Source organism: Streptomyces sp. MK7, assembly GCF_032658145.1.
Lineage (GTDB): Bacteria > Actinomycetota > Actinomycetes > Streptomycetales > Streptomycetaceae > Streptomyces > Streptomyces spiralis.
The window spans coordinates 15,929-33,897 of sequence record NZ_JAVACL010000060.1 but is presented as its reverse complement, the minus strand read 5'-3'; the positions used below and the strand labels follow the sequence as shown (position 1 = coordinate 33,897).

The 17,969-nt window shown below is 71.9% G+C and carries 9 protein-coding genes; 1 reads left to right on the top strand and 8 read right to left on the bottom strand.

What is annotated here, in order from left to right; genetic code table 11:
* Window positions 1-32: 32 nt before the first annotated feature.
* Window positions 33-1,295 (top strand): cytochrome P450, encoded by a 1,263-nt coding sequence (locus tag R2S09_RS36200; protein WP_316745480.1) that lies wholly within the window; start codon window positions 33-35, stop codon window positions 1,293-1,295.
* A gap of 61 nt (window positions 1,296-1,356) precedes the next feature.
* On the opposite strand, the gene R2S09_RS36195 is transcribed toward R2S09_RS36200, so the two are convergent.
* Genes R2S09_RS36195 through R2S09_RS36160 form a run of 8 tightly spaced genes read right to left on the bottom strand, consistent with a single transcriptional unit; the run spans window position 1,357 to window position 17,963 of the window.
* Complete coding sequence (locus R2S09_RS36195) at window positions 1,357-1,845, bottom strand: hypothetical protein (RefSeq protein WP_316745479.1); 489 nt, start codon at window positions 1,843-1,845, stop codon at window positions 1,357-1,359.
* A 7-nt stretch (window positions 1,846-1,852) separates the two neighbouring features.
* Window positions 1,853-3,121, bottom strand: a complete 1,269-nt coding sequence (locus R2S09_RS36190) for a dihydrolipoamide acetyltransferase family protein (protein ID WP_316745478.1) — start codon at window positions 3,119-3,121, stop codon at window positions 1,853-1,855.
* 18 nt (window positions 3,122-3,139) lie between these two features.
* Window positions 3,140-4,120 carry an alpha-ketoacid dehydrogenase subunit beta gene (locus R2S09_RS36185; protein ID WP_306192436.1) on the bottom strand — a complete coding sequence of 327 codons (981 nt, stop codon included), beginning with the start codon at window positions 4,118-4,120 and terminating at the stop codon, window positions 3,140-3,142.
* Window positions 4,121-4,125: 5 nt separating this feature from the next.
* The gene (gene pdhA, locus R2S09_RS36180) at window positions 4,126-5,223 is read right to left on the bottom strand and encodes a pyruvate dehydrogenase (acetyl-transferring) E1 component subunit alpha (protein ID WP_316745477.1); all 1,098 of its coding nucleotides are present in this window, start codon (window positions 5,221-5,223) and stop codon (window positions 4,126-4,128) included.
* Window positions 5,220-5,648 (bottom strand): SRPBCC domain-containing protein, encoded by a 429-nt coding sequence (locus tag R2S09_RS36175; protein WP_306192438.1) that lies wholly within the window; start codon window positions 5,646-5,648, stop codon window positions 5,220-5,222. The genes pdhA and R2S09_RS36175 overlap by 4 nt, the downstream gene beginning before the upstream one ends.
* A gap of 35 nt (window positions 5,649-5,683) precedes the next feature.
* On the bottom strand, window positions 5,684-6,445 hold the full coding sequence (locus tag R2S09_RS36170) for a thioesterase II family protein (protein ID WP_306192439.1): 762 nt from the start codon (window positions 6,443-6,445) through the stop codon (window positions 5,684-5,686).
* Window positions 6,442-8,859 carry a beta-ketoacyl synthase N-terminal-like domain-containing protein gene (locus R2S09_RS36165; protein WP_316745476.1) on the bottom strand — a complete coding sequence of 806 codons (2,418 nt, stop codon included), beginning with the start codon at window positions 8,857-8,859 and terminating at the stop codon, window positions 6,442-6,444. The genes R2S09_RS36170 and R2S09_RS36165 overlap by 4 nt, the downstream gene beginning before the upstream one ends.
* Window positions 8,860-8,867: 8 nt before the next feature.
* The gene (locus tag R2S09_RS36160) at window positions 8,868-17,963 is read right to left on the bottom strand and encodes an SDR family NAD(P)-dependent oxidoreductase (RefSeq protein WP_316745475.1); all 9,096 of its coding nucleotides are present in this window, start codon (window positions 17,961-17,963) and stop codon (window positions 8,868-8,870) included.
* Between the last annotated feature and the right edge of the window lie 6 nt (window positions 17,964-17,969).

The window sequence follows — 17,969 nt, the reverse complement described above, 5'->3', positions numbered from 1 at the left end:
TAAGGCCGGGGTATCCACGAAGGAGAGACCCGATGACGACGACCCCGTCCGAGGCAGGAGTGCCCCACCCCGCCGACGCCGAACTTTTCCGGCTGTTCACTCCGGAAGGACAGCGCGACCCGTTCCCGAGCTATGCGCGGCTGCGCGCCATCGCACCCGTCCACGTGAGCGAAGCGCTCGGCGGCGCGTTCGTGACCGGGTACGACGCCGCGTGCGCGGTGCTGTCCGGCGAGAAGTTCGGCACGGTGGGCGCTAAGTGGTTCGACAAGAACCAACCGGGCTGGCGCGACAGTCCGCTGCTGGTCAGCGTCTTCTCCTCGCTGGCCGGGGCGAACGCCCCCGACCACACACGGCTGCGCAGGCTGGTCGCGCGCGCGTTCAACGTCCGGCAGATCGAGCAGGTCCGGCCCTACACCGCCCAGCTGACCGAGCAGGCCCTGGACGCCATGGCCGAGCGGGCCGCCGGCGGCGAAGCGGCGGACATTCCCTCGCAGTTGGCTCTGCCGGTGACGATGGGGACCATCGCCCGCCTGGTGGGCGTACCGCCGCAGGACCTGGGCCCCTTCGACGCGTGGATCCGCAAGGCCGGCGTCGTCTTCGAGGTGTCGGTGCCGCCCGAGGTGCTGGCCGAGGCCGACGCCGCGTACACCCACGTACTGGACTACTTCACCGAGCTGGTCGCCGAACGCCGCAAGTCACCGGGCGACGACCTGTTGTCCGCGCTGATCGCGGTACGCGACGCGGACGGTGACCGGCTCGGCGCGCAGGAACTGGTCGACCTGCTCGCCTTCGTCTTCGGGTCGGGGTTCGAGACGACCGCGGGGCTGATCGGCAACACCGTGGTCACGCTCGCCTCGCAGCCGGACCAGATGGCCGAGCTGCGGACCATCCTGGCAACGTCACCGGACAAGCTGGGCCCGGTGATCGACGAACTGGGCCGCTTCGACGGGTCGGTGCAGGCCACCCGGCGGATGGCGCTCGAGGACGTGGAGGTCGGCGGTGTCCGGATCCCCGCGGGCACCGGCACGATCGTCTTCCTGGGCGGGGCCAACCGTGATCCCGCCCGCTTCCCCGACCCGGACCGGCTCGATCTGCACCGCGCGGACGCCCGCCCCCTGAACATGGGGCTCGGCGTCCACTACTGCCTGGGTGCGGCGCTGGCCCGGCTCGAGATGGAGGAGGTGCTGCGCCGCCTGTACGGCCGCCATCCCCGTCTGCGTCTGGCGGACACGCCGGTCCGTACTCCTGGCCTGCAGTTGTACCGGTACGAGTCGATCCCGGTCGCCCTGAGCTGACGGGGCACCAAGGCGAGGGCGAGCGATCCGGCCGGCCGCGCTGCCTGCCGGATCGCTCGCTCTACGAGCGCACCGGGAAGCGTCTGTCCGGGCCCGGGTCGGGCTGACGGCGGTCGCAGGGGACGACCACGGGGGCGGCGGCGCCCAGCGGCCAGACACGGGCGAGGCTCTCCGCTCGGCGTCCGTCGAGCGGCATGTGCAGGGGGCCGCCCTTGTGGCGTACCGCGACCGCGCCGCCCGGCGCCGCGGCACCGTGGTCCGCCTCCCAGGGACCGGATCGGACGATGCGGCGTTCCACCTCGCTGAAGTCCCAGGGCAGACCGGTGGGTGCCAGCAGCGCGGCCACGTCGCCGAACGTGGCCTCCGTGACGTCGTCCTGGACGTCCGGCACGAAGACGCCTTGCGACCAGAGAATGGACACACCGCGCGACATCCGCGGTTTGACCATCACCACGTGCAGCAGGCTGTGTTCCGAGGCCAGCGGGATCGCGTGGCGGACCGCTGCCAGACTGCACGGCCGGGCGTCCAGAAAGACCAGGATCCGTTTCACAGCCGTCTCAGCTCCAGGTGATCAAGCGCTTGGGACGTTCCAGAACGGCCGCGGTGTCGGCGAGGACCCTGGCGCCGAGTTCGCCGTCGACGATGCGGTGGTCGAAGGAGAGCGAGAGGGTGGTGACCTGGCGTGGCTTCACCTTGCCCCGGTGGACCCAGGGCCGGGGTTTGATCGCGCCGACGGCGAGGATCGCGGACTCGCCGGGGTTGAGGATCGGGACACCGGTGTCGATGCCGAAGACACCGATGTTCGTGAGGGTGACCGTGCCGCCCTGCATCGCGGCGGGGGACGTCCTGCCCTCGCGTGCCGTGGCCACCAACTCGCCCAGCGCCTGCGCCAGTTCGGGCAGTGTCTTGGCGTGCGCGTCCTTGATGTTCGGCACGATCAGACCGCGTGGCGTGGCCGCGGCGATGCCGAGGTTCACATAGTTCTTCTGGACGATCTCCTGGGCCGGCTCGTCCCACGAGGCGTTGATCCGGGGGTTGCGCCTGATGGCCACCAGCAGCGCCCTGGCGACCATGAGCAGCGGGTTGACGCGCAGGCCCGCCATGTCCGTGTCGGCCTTGAGCTGATCGACGAGCTTCATCGTGCGCGTCACGTCGACCGTGACGGACTCACTGGCGTGCGGGGCGGTGAAGGCGCTGTTGACCATCGCGGCGGCCGTCGCCTTGCGGACGCCCTTGACCGGAATCCGGGTCTCCCTGGCGTCGGTGACCACCGGGACGACGGCCGGAGCGGCGGCCGGAGCGGCGGCCGGAGCGGCGGCCGGACGGACAAGGGCGTGAACGTCGTCACGGGTGACGATGCCACCGGGGCCGGTGGGAGTGACCGTGGCCAGGTCGACCCCGAGGTCCTTCGCGAGTTTGCGTACCGGCGGTTTGGCCAGCGCCCGCAGAGTCGGTGCCGCGGCCCCCGGCGGTACGGAAGCCGGGCGGCGCGGCCGGCGGGCCGTGGCGGATTCGGCGACTCCGTAGCCCACCAGCACCGGGGTACGGCCTGCGGGCCCGGGCTCGGGCTCGGGCTCGGGCTCGGCGGACTTCACGGCGACGGTGATGATCACCTGGCCGACGTCGACGGTGGTGCCCTCGGGGAACCGCAGCTCCTCGACCACCCCGTCGAACGGGATCGGCAGTTCCACCGCGGCCTTGGTCGTCTCGACCTCGCACACGACCTGCCCGTCGGTGACCGTGTCACCGGGCCGCACGTACCACTTGAGGATCTCGGCCTCGGTCAGGCCCTCGCCCACGTCGGGCATCTTGAACTCGCGAACCATGGTTCCTCGGCCCTTCCCTCAGTACGCCAGCGAGCGGTCGACGGCGTCGAGCACCCGGTCCAGGCCCGGCAGGTACTCCTCCTCCAGACGCGCCGGCGGATACGGCGCGTGGTAGCCGCCGACCCGCAGCACCGGCGCCTCCAGGTGGTAGAAGCACCGCTCGGTGATCCGGGCCGCCAGCTCCGCGCCGGAGCCGAAGAAGACCGGCGCCTCGTGCACCACCACGAGCCGCCGTGTCTTGTCCACCGACTTCTGCACGGCGTCGAAGTCCATCGGCGAGATCGACCGCAGGTCGAGGACCTCCAGGGACTTGCCCTCCGCACCGGCCGCGGCCGCCGCCTCCTGGCAGACCCTCACCATCGGCCCGTACGCGACCAGCGTGAGATCCGTACCCTCCCGCACGACCTGCGCCTTGTGCAGATCGCCGGGCACGGCCCCCTTGTCGACCTCGCCCTTGTCCCAGTAACGGCGCTTGGGCTCGAAGAAGATCACCGGGTCGTCGCTGCGGATGGCCTGCTGGAGCATCCAGTACGCGTCCGACGAGTTCGAAGGCGAGACCACCCTCAATCCCGCGACGTGCGCGAACAGCGCCTCGGGCGACTCACTGTGGTGCTCGACCGCGCCGATGCCACCGCCGTACGGGATCCGGATCACCACCGGAACCCTGACCTTGCCCAGCGAGCGGGCGTGCATCTTCGCGAGCTGCGTGACGATCTGGTCGTACCCCGGGAAGACGAACCCGTCGAACTGGATCTCCACGACCGGCCGGTAGCCGCGCAGCGCGAGACCGATCGCCGTGCCGACGATGCCGGACTCGGCGAGAGGGGTGTCGAAGACCCGGTCCTCGCCGAAGTCCTTCTGCAGCCCGTCGGTGACACGGAAGACACCGCCGAGCTTGCCGATGTCCTCGCCCATGAGAATGACCTTCGCATCGTTCTCCATGGCGGTCCGGAGGGACTCGTTGATCGCCTTGGCGATCGGAAGCTTCTCGACAGCCATGACCGTCAGGCCTCCTCATCCGCGAACGAAGCCCGGTAGGCGGCGAACTGGGCCCGCTCCTCGTCGACGAGCGCGTGCCCGTCCGCGTACACGTGGTCGAACATCGCCGTCGGGGCGGGCAACGGCATCGACCTCACGGCCTTTCTGACCCGACGGGCCAGCTCCTCGCTCTCGGCCTCCAGAGAGGTGAAGTACTCCTCGTCGGCCAGGCCTTCCTTCTCCAGGTAGGTCCGCAGGCGCAGGATGGGGTCCTTCGCCTCCCACTCGGCCCGCTCGCCGTCGGCCCGGTACCTCGTCGGGTCGTCGGAGGTGGTGTGGGCGCCCATGCGGTACGTGAACGCCTCGATCAGCGTCGGACCCTCACCGTTGCGCGCCCGCTCCAGCGCCCACCGGGTCACGGCCAGGCACGCGAGCACGTCGTTGCCGTCCACGCGCACGCCCGGGAAACCGAAGCCCTGGGCGCGCTGGTACAGCGGCACCCGGGTCTGCTTCTCGGTCGGCGCCGAGATCGCCCACTGGTTGTTCTGGCAGAAGAACACCACCGGCGCGTTGTAGACCGCCGAGAAGGTGAACGCCTCGTTCACGTCGCCCTGGCTGCTGGCACCGTCGCCGAAGTACGCGAGCACCGCCGCGTCCGCGCCGTCCTTCGCCAGGCCCATCGCGTAGCCGGTGGCATGCAGGGACTGCGAGCCGATGACGAGGGTGTACAGGTGGAAGTTGTTGCCGGCCGGGTCCCAGCCGCCGTTGTTCACACCGCGGAACATGGCCAGCAGGTTCGTCGGGTCGACACCGCGGCACCAGGCGACGCCGTGCTCGCGGTAGCTCGGTACGACGTAGTCGTCGTCGCGCACCGCCCGGCCCGACCCGATCTGGGCGGCCTCCTGCCCCAGCAGCGGCGCCCACAGGCCCAGCTCGCCCTGCCGCTGCAGGGTCGTGGCCTCCGTGTCGAAGCGGCGGGTCAGGACCATGTCGCGGTGCAGACCGCGCAGTTCCTCGGGGGTCAGGTCCACCTGATGGTCCGGGTGCTCCACTCGCTCGCCCTCGGGCGTCAGCAACTGGATCGCGGACGGCCGGACGGGGCTGGCGGCTGCGGTGCCCTTCATGCCGTGCCCTCCGCCCTTGCCTTGATCGCCAGGTTGAACTGCTCGAATGCCGCTGCCGTCTTGGCCAGCATCGAGCCGAGCAGAGGGGGAAGCAGCCCGGTGAAGGTCTCCCGGTGCCTCAACGTCGCACCGTGCGGGGCGGGTTCGATGATGAACTCGTGCCGCCCGTCGAAGACCTTCGGTATCCGGAACTGGCCGAGCCACTGGAGGTGGCGGCCGGGCTCCACCGCGGTCACGCGGGGGGTGAACGTCATCGCCCGGTCTTCCAGACGCATCGTGATCTCCAGGAGAGTGCCCCGGACAGCCGCGCCCCGGGCATGGACGATGAAGGGGTTCCATTCCGCGTAGCGGTCGAAATCGACCAGGATCTTCCAGACGTCGTTCGTGTCGGCGCAGATGTCGACGGAGGTCTCGATCAGTCGCATGGCGCGGGGCTTCTCTCCGGTGTCATAAGGCGTCGTCAGCCTTCGGTGGTCACAGGGGCCACGGCCTGGATCTCCTGGACGAGATCGCGTGTGAGGCGCTTCAGCTCCCGGCTGCCCTGGAAGTAGAAGTGGCCGCCGCCGTACACGCGCTGCCGGGTCCCGATCCGTGTCTCCGCGGCCCATCCCGACATCGTCGACAGCGGCGCCCAGGCGTCGTCCGTACCGCAGAACACCGTCATCGGGCAGGACAGGGGGGCACGGCCGGCGTCCGGCTCGTAGGACTCCGCCGCCCGCAGGTCCGCCCGGGTGATGCCGAGGAAGCGGTCCCGGAACTCCGGTATGTCGCCGAGGCGTTCCGGGGTGCCGCCCATGGCGACCAGGGCCCTCATCAGCTGCTCGTCGTCCAGCTCCGAGAGCTTGGGGACCCGGCGGACGCTCGGCGGCACCCGGCCCGATACGCCGACCCACAGGGGGGTGCGGCCCATGCTCTCGAGGACCCGGCCGACCTCCAGGGCGACCAGGGCGCCGAAACTGTGGCCGAACAGTGCGACCGGCCGGCCGTCGAGCCACGGCTCCATGTCCGCCACCGCTCGCCCGACGACCTGGTCGATGTGTTCCAGGGGCTGCTGGCCGTGGCGCTTGCCCCGGCCCGGCAGGTCGAGCAGCAGGAGCTCCCAGCTCTGCGGCAGTTCCCTGATCATGGGGTAGTAGGCCGCGGCGGAGCCTCCGGCGTGGTGGAAGCCGAACAGCCGCATGTCAGGGTCGTCGCTCCGGTGCGGGCGCACGAACGGGTTCATATGCACAGCTCCTTGTCCGTCTGCGCTGCCTGGTGGCGGATGATGTAGCCGCTCAAGCGGTCGAAGAGCTCGGTCAGCGTGAGTTCGACGTCGAACTCCTCGATCGGCACTTCGATCTGGTACTCGTCCTCGATGCCGATGGTGAGCTGCATCGCGGTGAACGAGTCGCCGCCGGCGTCCAGGAACGTCCGGGCCGGGTCCAGCGCGTCGTCGGCGTGCATCACCTTGCGCAGCTCCGCGTCCAGGAAGTCGATGACGCTCTGCCGGTCGAGGCCCGCACCCGTGGCTGCCGGCTGCTCGTCGTCCGGGCCGCCGGCGGCCGCACCGTCGATCGACGGCTCGTCGATCCAGCAGCGCTTGCGCAAGAAGGCGTACGTCGGCAGGTTCCAGGGGCGTCCCGTGCCCGGCGGGCGCACTCCTTCGAAGCGCAGGTTCGCGCCGCTGGTGAACAGCTCGGCGAGGATGCCGAGCAGCAGTTCCGCGCCGGCCTCGGTGTCCTGCGTCAGCAGCGGCCGGACCTGGCCCGCCCACTCCAGCTCCGCCACCGTCCTGGGAGTGCGCGGTGCGCCCGAGGCGGTACGCACTCGCAGGCCGAGCGGCTTCAGCGCTTCGGCCAGCCGGTCCGCGGCCTGCTCGGGAAGCTTCTTCAGGCCCTGGCGCAGCGCGGGGTGAGCGTCCAGCAGCGCCTCGACCGACTTCTGCAGCAGCGTGGGGTCGTCGGTGACGCGCAGCGTGACCTCGGCGGTGGCCTGCCGTGCGGTGGGCGCCGTGTAGGCCTCGGCAGCCTTGACGAGTCGCTCCGCCAGCTCCTGGGGGGTCGCGGCCGTGACAGCGATGCGGTGCTCGAAGGCGACGCGGCCGTCGCGCAGGGTGGCACAGACCTCGGCCAGCCGGTGCTCGTCCACGCCTGCGAGATACGCCACCGTGTCGGTCACGAGCGCCTTGAGGCTGTCGGGATTCTTGGCGGACAGAGTGAGCAGCTCGGTGGCCGGGCCGCGGCCGGCGGCGTCGGCCGGGGCCGCCTCGTACGCCTCGAGGACCGCGTGCGCGTTGGTGCCGCTCATCCCGAACGCGCTGACGCCGGCGATGCGACGGTCGTAGGTGTCCGGCCAGGCGGACGGCCTGCGTCCGACGCTGAGCTTCATCCGGTCCCAGGGAATGAGGTGGTTCAGCTCCCCGTCCTCGTCACTGCCGGCGGCGGGGATCCGCCCGTGGTGGAGCATCAGGACGACCTTGATCAGTGCGGCCATGCCCGCCGCGCTCTCGAGGTGGCCGATGCGCCCCTTGACGCTGCCGATCGCGAGCGGGGTGCTGCGGCCGGGGGCGCCGCTGCCGAGGACGGCGTCCAGGGCGCGGGCCTCGATCGGGTCGCCGAGCGAGGTGCCGGTGCCGTGTGCCTCGACGTAGCCGACGTCCTCGGGCGCGATGCCGGCTTCGGCGAGAGCCGCCCGGATGACCTCCTGCTGCGCGGGTCCGTTGGGCACGGTCAGGCCGGAGGACGCACCGTCGTGGTTGATCGCGCTGCCGCGCAGGACCGCCAGGACGGGCCGGCCCTCCCGCTCCGCGTCGGACAGCCGCATGAGGACCATGACGCCCACGCCCTCGCCCCGGCCGTAGCCGTCGGCGGAGTCGAGGAAGGGCTTCGAACGGCCGTCGGGGGCAAGGGCCTTGCTCTGGCACAGGGACACCATGAGATCAGGCGCGAAGATCACGTTGGCGCCGCCCGCCAGAGCGTAGCGGCACTCGCCGCGGCGCAGGCTCCGGGCCGCCATGTGCAGGGCCACCAGGGAGGAGGAACAGGCCGTGTCCACGCTCATCGCCGGGCCCGACAGGCCCATCACGTAGCTGATGCGGCCCGCTGCCAGCGAGTGGCCGCCGCCTGTCCCGTAGTACGGGTCGATGCCGGTCTTGTCCGCCTGGTGGGCGAGCCGGTCGGTGTAGTCGGCGCTCATGATGCCGATGAACACGCCGGCGTCGAGCCGGTCCTGGCGACGGACCGCGATACCCGCCCTCTCCATGGCTTCCCAGGCTGTCTCGAGCAGGAGGCGCTGCTGCGGGTCGAGCGCGTCGGCCTCGCGCTGCGAGATCCCGAAGAAGCCCGCGTCGAAGTGCGAGACGTCCCGCAGGAATCCCCCTCGGTCGACATAGGAACGGCCCGGCTGCTGGCCGCCCGGTGCGTGGACCGACCGCAGTCCCGTGCGGTCCTCGGGGATCTTTGACGTTCCGTCCGCGCCGTCCATGAGGAAGTTCCAGTACGCGTCGGGTGTGGTCAGCGCCGAGGGGAGGCGCAGACCCAGACCGACCACGGCGAGCGGCTCGTTGCGCTCGGCCTCCAGCTCGCGTATGCGCGCCTTGAGCCTCCTGGACTGGGCGAGCTGCTGTTCCATCAGTTGGCGTATCTCGTTGGAATCCATTGTTCACCTCACAGTTCTGCGGTCAGATCGCTCTGCAGTGCCTGGATGACCTGCTCGTCCGTGAGGTCCTGCACCGATGTCTCGTCCGCGCTGCGCGCGGGCGGGACGGTGGCCTCCGCCGGGTCATCGGACAGGACGTGCTCCATGACGAAGTGCGCGAGCTCGCCCACGTTCGGGTAGTCGATGGCCACGGTGGCCGAGATCTCCGTGCCGAGCGCGTGACCCAGCAGGTCGCTGAGGTCGAGAGCCATGATCGAATCCACGCCGGCGTCCTCGAACCCGACGGCGTCGTCGAGGACGACGTCGGGGTCGCCCACCGTCTGCGTGACCAAGTCGTGCAGGGTGTCGCGCAGCCGGTCGTCGCGTTCCTCCGCCGGCAGCTCGCCGAGCAGATCGCGCAGCCAGCCGCTGGGACGTCCCGCGGGCGTGTCCTGGGGCGAACCGGCCGGATCGGGTGCCGCTGCCTGATCGGGCCCGCTGTCGGTGACCAGTTCGCTGACCAGCTCCGCCCGCGGGTGTCCGCGCAGTGCGACGGCGTAGGCCGTGGCATTCACCTCGGCGGCGAGCATGCGCTGCTTGTCGCCGGTGAGGGCCAGGGACAGCAGCACTTCGGCGGACTCGTCGGTGAGCCGTCCGATGCCCAGGCGGTCGGCCGCCCGCTCCACCTCGGCGGCCGCGGCCATTCCGCCCTTGGCCGCCGGGACCCAGGGCCCCCATTCGATGCTGGTGGCCGGCCTGCCCGCGGCCCGCAGGGATTCGGCGAGGCCGTTGAGGAATCCGTTCGCGGCGCCGTAGTTGACCTGTCCCGCCGAGCCGAGGAGGCCCGCGGCCGACGAGAACAGCACGAAGGCGTCCAGGTCGAGCGTGCGGGTGGCCTGCGCGAGGTTCTCGGCGCCTCGTGCCTTGGCGGCGAACACCTTCTCGTAGTCCGCGGTGTCGAGGCGGTCGAAGGCATGGTCCGCGGTGGCACCCGCAAGGTGGAAGACCGCGCACAGCGGTGCGTCCTGGGACGCGGCGGCCACGGCCGCGGCGCACTCCGCCGCGTCGGTGACGTCGCCGGGTACGACGCGCACGGCCGTGCCCTTCTCGGTGAGCTCGTCGATCACCTGCTGCGCGGCGGCGTCGGGCGCCGAGCGGCCCATCAGCGCGATGGCCGGGGCGCCCTGCTGGGCGAGCATCCGGGCGACGCTGAGGCCCAGAGCGCCGAGGCCTCCTGTCACCAGGACACCGCCGCGCCACTCGGGGGTGTCGGGAACGGAGGGGACCGCGGTCAGCCGTGCGATGCGCGTACCGCTGCCGTTGAGCACGAGGCGGGTCTCCGGCACCTCCTGGTCGAGGGCCAGGGTGAGCGTCCCCACGAGGCTCTCCGGGGTCCAGCCGTCGTCCAGGGTGATCCTCAGCAGCCGTCGCTCGGAGTCCTCCGCTTCCAGAGCGGCCAGCATCCCCCACAGGGCTTCGCGCTGCGCGGCGCTCGCGGCACCGGCCTCGCCGAGCACCACGTACGGCACCGTCCTGGCAGCGGCCGTCAGTGCTTCGGCCAGAGCGAGGGAGGCCCGCAGGGCAACGGAGGCATCGGAGGCGTCGGCGGTGTCGGCGCCCGCTGCGAACCGCGCGTCCACGACGGCGCCGGCGCCCGGTGTGCCGAGGTCGGCCGGTGTGCGGGCGACGGCGGTGTGCCCGAGTGCGGTGAGGGCTTCGGTGACGCGTGCGCCCAGCGGTGTGTCCGCGCCGAGTACGGCGATCTCACGGCCCGGCCGGCCCTGCCCGTCGAACCGGGGGTCCGCGATCAGGGACAGCTCGTACGCGTTCGGCTCTCCGCCGCGCAGGCTCTGGCGCAGGGCCGCCCGCCGGGCGTTGCGCACCCGGAAGCCGTCCACGACGGCCACGCTGTCTCCGTTGCCGGTGAACAGGTGCAGGTCGGAGGTCTCGACCCGCATGCGGCCGTTCGGCAGCGGCTGCGTCTGCAGGGCATGTACGTGTCCCCACAGCTCTCCCCCCCGCTCCGGGCGGCCCGGGAACGAGATGGCCGTCGCCGAGAAGGGGATGGCCAGGCTGGCGGCCCGGTGCACCTCGTCGTCGACCATGAACGCCGCGATGATCTGGAAGAACGAGTCGATCAGTCCCGGGTAGAGCTCGTAGTCGTCGAGGCTGTCGGGCACCTCCTGCTCGGTGTAGCGCACCAGCGCCTCGTCGCCCTTGACCCACACGTCCTCGATCCAGCGGAAGGACGGGCCGAGCGTGTAGCCGAGTTCACGGAAGTACGTGTAGAAGGTGTCCCTGTCGATGTGCCGGTCGGCGGCCGCGATGAACGCCGCGGTGTCCGGCGCGGCGGGCTGCCGCACCGTCCCGGGGTCGACCAGCCGGCCCGACAGGTGCTTCTCCCAGCGGCCCGCGGCCGGATCGGTCAGGCTGTGCAGGGTGACCGTGGGCACCGCGGCACTGTCGTCGACGATGATCTGCGCGTCGTAGTGCTCGCCGTCCTGGATGATGAGCGGCCGCGGGCAGACCCAGTCCTCGATGGCCAGCGGCCGGCCCTGCCCGGCCAGTGCGGACAGGATCGTCGCCAGGTGCGAGGAGGCCGGGGTGAGCACCGTCTCCTCGATCCGGTGGTCGTTGAGGTACAGCGGGTACTCGGCGGTGCGCTCGAAGGCGAACACCCGCCCGTGCAGCGCCGGTGAGCGCAGTTCCTCGCCCCAGTGCCTGCGCTGCCGGGTGGCCGGTGCGGTCTCGACGGCCGTGCGGGCGGGCGTGACCTTCGTCCAGTAGCGGGTCTCGGCGAACGGGTAGCCGGGCGCCTCGGCGCGCGTGCCGCCCGTCGCCGACTGCACCTGCTTCCAGACCAGGTCCTGGCCCTGCTCGTAGAGCGCGGCGGCGGCGGTGAGCAGGCTGCTGCGTTCCGCGTTGCCCCGCTGGAGGGACGACACAGCTCCGCCGGCGGGCGCGATCCCGGCCGCGGTGACCATGTTGATGAGCGTCTGGTCGGGGCCGAGCTCCAGGAAGAAGTCGGCTCCCACGCGGTGCAGTTCCTGCGCGCCCTCGTAGAAGCGCACCGGCTGGCGCACGTGCCGGGGCCAGTAGTCGGTGCCGTACTCGTGGGCCGCCGCGACCTTTCCGGTGAGGTTGGAGACGATCGGCACGGTCGGCGGGCGGAACTCCATCGCGCTGACCACCGCGGTCAGTTCGGGGACCATGGGATCGATCAGGCGGGAGTGCGCGGCCGAGGAGATGACCAGTTCACGTGCCTTGACGTCCTCGGCCCTCGCCCGCTCCGCGACGACGGCGACGTCCTCGGGCACGCCGGCCACCACGACCGACTCGGGCCCGTTGACGGCGGCCACGTCACACGTCGTGCCGGCGATCCAGCCGGTGACGCGGTCCAGGGGGGCGGCCAGGGAGAGCATCGAACCGCGTCCCGTGCCCTGCATGAGACGCGCCCGATGGGCGACCAGGGTCAGGCCCGTCTCCCGGTCCATGACGCCTGCCACCACTGCGGCGGCGATCTCGCCCACGCTGTGCCCGGTGACGACGGACGGGGTCACGCCCCAGGACTTCCACAGTTCGGCGAGGGCCAGTTCGATGGCGACGGTCGCGGGCTGGGTGTACTGGATCTGGTCGATCAGCTCCGTGTCGGCCCCGTAGAACATGAGGTCGCGCAGTTCCACACCGATCAGCGGCAGCAGCACGCGTCCGCAGTCGTCGATCGTCGCACGGAAGACCGGCTCGGTCTCGTAGAGCTCCTGCCCCATGCCGAAGTACTGGCTGCCCGCACCGGAGAACAGGAAGGCGACCCTGGGCCGGCCCGTGACGCGCTCCGGCACGCCGGTGACGGCGCCGAGCTGCTCGAGCAGTGCGGCGCCGGTCTCGGCGAACAGCGCGCGCCGTACGGGGAAGTGGGCGCGGCCCACTCCCGAGGTGGTGGCGAGAGCGGCGGTCTCGGCGTAGTCGGCGACCGTCGCGGCACGGTCCTGCCAGGCGCGGGCGACGCGCTCGAATCCGGCGGCGTCGGGGGCGGACAGCGCCATCAGGAGCGGTCCCTCGTCCGGCAGCACCGGGGGGAGGTCGGGCGCGGGCGCCTCGCCGAGAACCACGTGCGCGTTGGTGCCGCTGAATCCGAAGCTGGACACTCCGGCCAGGCGCTGCCCGTCCCGCACGCGCCACGGGGTCAGCACGTCGACGACGCGCATGTTCATGTCGTCCCACGGCACATGCGGGTTGAGGGTCTCGCAGTGCAGACTTGCCGGGAGCTTTCCGTTGCGCAGCGCGAGAACCGTCTTGAAGATCCCGGCGATGCCCGACGCGGACTCGCAGTGTCCGATGTTGCTCTTGATCGATCCGATGTGGAGCGGGTTGCCGGACTTGCGGCCCTGTCCCAGCACGCTCCAGGCGGCGTTGAGCTCGATCGGGTCGCCCAGCGAGGTGCCCGTACCGTGTGCCTCCAGGTAGGAGATGTCCTGCGGTGCGACGCCCGCGTCGGCGATCGCGGCCGCGATGACGGCTTCCTGAGCGGTGCCGCTGGGCACCGTGAGCCCGGACGACGCGCCGTCCTGGTTGACGGCGCTGCCGTGGATCACGGCCAGCACCCGGTCGCCGTCCCGGCGGGCGTCGCTGAGCCGCTTGAGGACCAGCACGCCGCATCCTTCGGCGCGTACGAAGCCGTTCGCGTCCTGCGAGAACGTCTTGCACCGCCCGTCGGGCGAGAGCATGTGCGCGCGGCTCACCGCGACCGAGCACGACGGCGCCGTGATGAGGTTGACGCCGCCGGCCAGCACCTGGTCGCTCTCGTGCCGGCGCAGTGACTGGACGGCGAGATGGACCGCGGTGAGCGAGGACGAGCACGCGGTGTCGACGGCCATGGTCGGGCCGTTGAGCCCCAGGGTGTAGGCGATGCGGCCCGCCGCGGCGTTGAGTGCCGTACCGCTGACGAAGTACGCGTCCAGCCCCTCCAGGCCGGCGCCTTCGAGCAGCCGGGCGTAGTCGGAGTTGGTGATGCCCACGAACACGCCGGTGCGGGTGCCCTTGAGGCTCTTCGGGTCGATGCCGCCGTCCTCGAGGGCGTGCCAGGAAGCCGCCAGCAGCAGGCGCTGCTGGGGGTCGAGGCTCTCCGCCTCACGGGCCGGCACACCGAAGAACGCGGCGTCGAACCGAGCGATGTCGGACAGGAATCCGCCCTGATCGCTGGTGATCTTCCCGGCCTTGAGCGGGTCCGTGTCGTGCAGGTCCGCGGAGCTCCACCGGTCGGCGGGAACCCGGCCGACCGTGTCACGGCCGTCGCGGAGCAGTTCCCACAGCTCGTCGACGGAGTCGGCGCCCGGGAAGCGTCCCGCCATGCCGACGATCGCGACGGGTTCCTGGGCGCGGGCCTCGTCGGACGGGTCCGCGGACACGGGTGCCGGGGCCGTCCCGGTGGACGTGGGGCCGGCGGTCACCGCAGGACGGCGGCGGGCCGTCGGGGCCGGGGCGGCGGCGGCCGGGTCGGCCACCCGCTCGGCGATGTACTGCGACAGTTCCGTGATCGTCGGATGGTTGAAGATGTCGGCGACCTTGATCCTGATCCCGAACGCCAGCGACAGGTCGCGCGCCAGGTCCACGGCCATGATCGAGTCCAGGCCGACGTCGAAGAACCCGGTGTCCTGCGGGACGTCCGACGCGTCGTCATGGCCCAGGGTGACCGCGATGATACGAGCGGCATGGCCCTGGGCCACCGCGGGCCTCGCGCTCTCGGGCGCGGCCAGCACCTCGGCACGGGCCGGGGGCACCTCCTCGTCCGAAAGGCCGGACGCCGGGGCGCCGGCGGGGCCGGCCGCCCCGTCCTGCTGCGGTCCGGTCCCGGCCGCGTCGTCGGCGAGCAGCGCGTCGAACAGCGGGCGGCGGCGCACCGTCGACATGACCTCGGTGAAGCGCTGCCAGTCCATGGGGCAGGCGACCAGCAGAGCGCCGGGGCCGGGCGCCGTGGCGGCCAGCGTCGCGCAGCCTTCGGCGGCGGTCATCTCGACGATGCCCATGCGGGCGAGGTCACGGCGCTTGTCCGCGTCGGCCATCCCGTCGAGGCCCCACGACCCGTAGGCGATGGTGGTGGCCTTCAGCCCGAGGGCGAGCCGGTGCTCGGCGAGGGTGTCGATGCCGCCGTTCGCCGCCGCGTAGGCGCCGCGGCCCTCGTTGCCCCACAGCGCCGAGGCCGATGAGGTCTGCACGAAGAAGTCCAGCGGCCAGTCGCGGCTGAGCAGATGCAGCCACCAGGCGCCGGTGAACTTGCCGCGGAGCCCGGCTTCGAAGTCCTGCGGTCCCGCATCGGCGAGCAGCGCCTCGGGCAGGGTCCCGGCGCCGTGCACGATTCCGCGTACGGCCGGCATCCCGTCGAGCACCCGGCAGGCCTCGGTGAGCGCGGCGAGGCTGTCGCAGTCGGCGCTGAGGTAGACCACCTCGGCGCCTGCCGTGCGCAGCTCGTCGAGCGCGGCGGCGGCCGCCTCGCCGAGGTCCGCGGGACGGGTCCGCCCCAGGAGCAGCAGATGACGTGCGCCGCGGCGCACCAGGTCGGCGGCCATGGCCCGGCCGATGCCGCCGAGCCCGCCGGTGATCAGGTAGGTGGCGTCGTCCGTGACCGGGAGCACCGGCGTGAAGTCGGCGGGGGCCGCGCGCAGTCGCCCGGCCAGCACCGCTCCGTCGCGCACCGCGCTCAGGTCCTCGTCGCTGTCCGCGCACACCAGCCGCCACAGCGCCCTGGCGTCGTCGGGCAGGGGGGTCGCCGGCAGGTCGACGACTGCGCCCCAGCTGTCGTTGAACTCGAGGCCGATGACCGGCGCGAGCCCCTGCAGCAGGCCGTGGTCGCCGGCCACCGGCCGGTCCTGGCCGGATATCTGCCGGGCACCACGCGTGACGGCGAAGGCCCTGCCGTCGGGGCCGGCCGAGTACAGGGCGCGCACGGCCACCGTGACGGCGGCGCACAGGGCACCGCTGCGGGTGCCGAAGTCGGTGGCCCCGTCCAGGGATTCGGGCAGGGGCGTGGCCTTCATCGCCAGGACGAGGGCGGTCGGTCCGGTGGCCGCGCGGGCGTTCCAGAAGCTCGCCCAGGCAGCGTCGTCGGCGGGCAGGGTGCCCGTCTCGAAGTCGGTGTCCGTGGACGGGGCCACGGGTCCCAGAACGGTCCCGCGCAGACCGCAGGCACGGGCCTGGTCCCGCAGCAGCTCCAGCAGTTCCGGGTCGTCGCCGGCCAGGACGACCTCCCTGCGGCCGGCCGGCTCGGGCAGGGCGAGGGGCTGCCAGTCGAGGTCGTACAGCACGGCGGGGCCGGGCTCCGGCGCCGCCTGCGCCGCGGGCGGCTCCTGCCGGCCGGCTGCGGCCGGGCTCGGAGCGGTCACCGCTTCGGGAGCGTGCCGGCGGCGCTGCCACGGGTAGTGCGGCAGGGTGGTCACCCGGCGCGGCAGCTCCGCAAGTCCGGCGGCGCCGCGGTCTTCCGCCGCGGCCTCGGTGAGGGTGACGGCGGGCGAGGGGTCCCCGTGCGCGAGCGCGGTGAGCGCCGCCGCCGCGGCATCCTTGTCGGTCGCGTCCACCCGGGCCCGGACGGTGTACTGGGCCCGTGCGGTCGCGGAGTAGGCGAAGGCGGGATAGTCCTCGTCCGCAAGGGTGCCGAGCCGGGCGGCGTACAGACCGGCGAGCTCGCGCAGCGCCTGCTGCGACTTCGCCGAGATCTCGAAGCCCCGCACGGCGACCGGGGCGGCGCTGTCCCCTCCCGTCGGCGTCCCGTCGAGGTCGGCGCCGGCCGCTCCGACGATGACGTGCGCGTTGGTGCCGACGATGCCGAACGAGCTGATGCCGACGTACCTGCCGCTCTCGTCGGTGTTCCACTGCTGTTCGGTGTTGGAGAAGACGATCCCGGTCCCGTCGATGTCGATCCGCGGGTTCAGGGTCTGGAAGTGCACCAGCGGCGGGATGGTCCTGCGCTGCAGGCACAGGATGCTCTTGATCAGGCCCGCGATGCCCGAAGCCGCCTCCAGGTGACCGATGTTGGTCTTCACCGATCCGACGTGGAGGGGGGCGCTGCCGCCGTTCGGCCTGAGCGCGGCGACGAGGGCGTCCACCTCGATCGGGTCGCCGAGGGACGTGCCGGTGCCGTGGGCCTCGATGACGCCGATGTCGTCCGCCGTCAGTCCCGCGTCCTGCAGCGCGGTCTCGATGAGCGAGATCTGCGAGAGCACGTTGGGTGCGGTGAAGCCGGAGGACCGGCCGTCCTGGTTGATGGCCGAGCCCTGGATGACCGCGTGGATGCGGTCGCCGTCGCGGCGGGCGTGGTCGAGCCGCTTGAGCACGATGAAGCCGCAGCCCTCGCCGCGTACGTAGCCGTTGGCCCGGGCGTCGAAGGTCTTGCACAGCCCGTCAGGGGCCAGTGCGCCCGTCTGGCTGATGACGCGGGTGGAGCCGGGCGACACCACGAGGTTGACGCCACCGGCGAGGGCGACGTCGCACTCGCCGCGGCGCAGGGCCTGGGAGGCCTGGTGGACGGAGACGAGCGACGACGCGCAGGCGGCGTCGATGGCCACCGCGGGTCCGGTGAAGCCCATGGTGTAGGCGATCCGGCCGGCGGCGAAGCTGTGGCCGTTGCCCGTCGTCCAGTGGGCGTCCATCTCGCCGTTCAGCCAGTCCCAGTAGTCGTGCCGCCCGGTGATGCCGACGTAGGTGCCGACCTTCGCGTCCGCGAGCCGGGCGGGCGGCAGCGCCGCGTCCTCCAGCGCCTCCACGGCGACTTCGAGCAGCAGGCGGTGCTGCGGGTCGATCGCGCGGGCCTCGCGGGGGCTGATGCCGAAGAACGTGGCGTCGAAGTCGAGCACCTCGTCGAGAAAGCTGCCGCGGCGCGGCAGTGTGGCCCACTCGTCGGCGAAGGGCTCCATGCGCGAGGCCGGTCGCTCGCGTATCAGGTCGGTGCCGTTGTGCAGCACCTCCCAGTACGAGTCGAGATCGTGGATGCCGCCCGGGAACCGCATCCCCACGCCGATCACCGCGAGCGGCTGATGTCCGCTCTGCTCGTCGAGCTGGGCCCTCAGGGACTTGATGGTCTCCAGCGCACGGGTGAGTGGAGTCGTGGCTGGTTTCTTGCTGCTGCTCGAAGTCATGGTCAC